General features: G+C 69.6%; 1 protein-coding gene. It reads right to left on the bottom strand.

Annotated features, from left to right (window positions below):
* Nucleotides 1–2,123 (bottom strand): condensation domain-containing protein (locus K8638_RS44065; RefSeq protein ID WP_223760791.1); only part of this gene is annotated, 2,123 nt, incomplete at its 3' end.
* Nucleotides 2,124–2,151: the final 28 nt, after the last annotated feature.

A 2,151-nucleotide genomic window follows, 5' to 3' on the forward strand; every position in this document is an offset into this window, starting at 1 on the left:
TCCAGCATGGCGGCCAGGCGCTCACGCGGATACGACGTGTCGAGCGGGACGTAGGCGCCGCCCGCCTTGAGGATGGCCACCAGCGAGACAATCAGCTCGAGCGAGCGTTCCAGGGCAATGGCCACGCGTGAGTCGGTGGACACACCGAGGCCGCGCAGGTGCCAGGCGAGCTGGTTGGCGCGCTCCTCGAGCTGCCGGTAGGTGAGCTTCGCGTCGCCGAACTCGACGGCGACCTTGTCGGGGGAGCGGGCCACCACCTGAGAGAAGACCTCGGGGAGGGTGGAGGCGCGCGGGTACTCGGAGGCGGTGTCGTTCCAGTCCACCAGCACCTGCTTCCGCTCCGCCTGTGACAGCAGCGACACGGAGGCCAGAGGCGCCTCGGGCTTGGAGATGAGGGCCTCCACCAGTGTGCTGAAGTGCACCGCCATCCGCGCGGCCGTGGCGGCGTCGAAGAGGTCGGTGTTGTAGCCGAGGACGCCCCGGTAGCCCTCCGCGGACTTTGCGAGGTTCAGCTCCAGCTCGAACCGGATCGTAGGGGCGTCCACCTCCAGGGTGCGCAGCTTCAGCCCCGGCATGTCCGCCGAGGACATGGGCGCGTTCTGCAATGCGAAGAGCACCTGGAAGAGTGGAGGGCGGCTCAGGTCGCGAGTGGGCTGCAGCTCCTCCACGAGGCGCTCGAAGGGCACGTCCTGGTGCGCGTACGCCCCCAGGGCCGTCTCCTTCGTCTGGTGCAACAGGCGAGCGAACGAAGCGCGTGCGTCCACCTGGGTGCGCAGTACCACCGTGTTCACGAAGAAGCCGATGAGCCCTTCCAGCTCACCGCGCTGGCGTCCGGCGATGGGCGAGCCGACGGCGATGTCCTGCTGCCCGGAGTAGCGGGACAGCAGCACCTGGAAGGCCGCGAGCAGGGCCATGAACGATGTGGCCCCCTCCTGCTGGCAGAGCGCGTCGAGCTTCTCGGACGTGGCGAGGGAGAGCGAGACGGGAGCTTGTGCGCCCCGGAAGGTCTGCACGGGCGGACGCGGCTTGTCCGTGGGCAGTTCCAGTGTGCTGACTCCGGCGAGGTGCTGGCGCCACCAGCCGAGCTGTGCGTCCAGCACCGCCCCCTGGAGCCACTGGCGCTGCCAGACGGCGTAGTCGGCGTACTGGATGGGCAGGGGCGGCAGGGGCGAGGGCTGCCCCTGGACGAAGGCCTCGTAGAGCGCGGCCACCTCCCGCACCAGCACGCCCATGGACCAGCCGTCCGAGACGATGTGGTGCATGTTGAGCGCGAGCACATGGTCGGTGGGACCAAGCTTCAGCAGCAATGCGCGCACCAGCGGACCGGTGGAGAGACTGAATGGGCGCAGGCCCTCCTCGCGCAGGCGGCGCTCCAGCTCGGCCTGCGCGGTCTGAGGCTCCATCCCGCTGAGGTCCACCGTCTCCAGTGGCAGCTCGACCCGGGGCGCGATGACCTGCACGGGCTGGTCCTCGTGCTGGGAGAAGGTGGTGCGCAGGGCTTCGTGCCGCCGTGTCAGCTCGGACAGACCATGGCGAAGTGCATCCACATCGAGCGGCCCGTCCAGGCGCACGAAGGTGGGCATGTTGTAGGTGGCACTGCCGGGCTCGAGCTGGTCGATGAACCACAGGCGCTGCTGGGCGAAGGACAGCGGCAGCGGGCCGGTGCGAGGCACGGGGACGATGGCGGGGACCTGCGACGATGAGGATCCACCCGTGGACTCGAAGCGCGCGGCGAGGGCGGCGATAGTGGGTGTCTCGAAGATGGCACGCAGGGGCAGTTCCACGCCCAGCGCCGAACGCATCCGGGAGACGAGCTGCGTGGCCAGCAGCGAGTGGCCACCGAGCGCGAAGAAGCTATCGGTGACGCTCACCCGCGAGAGCCGCAGGACGCCGGCGAACAGCTCCGCCAGCTTCTCCTCGGTGGGGGTGCGCGGGGCGACGTAGGACTCGGCCGATGATGTGAGTGCCGCATCCGGAGTCGGCAGGGCCTTCCTGTCCACCTTGGCGTTGGCGGTAAGGGGCAGGGAGGCCAGAGGGACGAGTACCGAGGGCACCATGTACTCGGGCAGCCGCTGGGCCAGGAGGGCACGCAGCCGTGCCGTGTCCACCGGAGAGGGCGACAAACTCCCGCCCTGGACCTGCGCGCTGGCG

This window comes from Myxococcus sp. RHSTA-1-4 (genome assembly GCF_020037125.1).
In the GTDB taxonomy this organism is placed as follows: Bacteria; Myxococcota; Myxococcia; order Myxococcales; family Myxococcaceae; genus Myxococcus.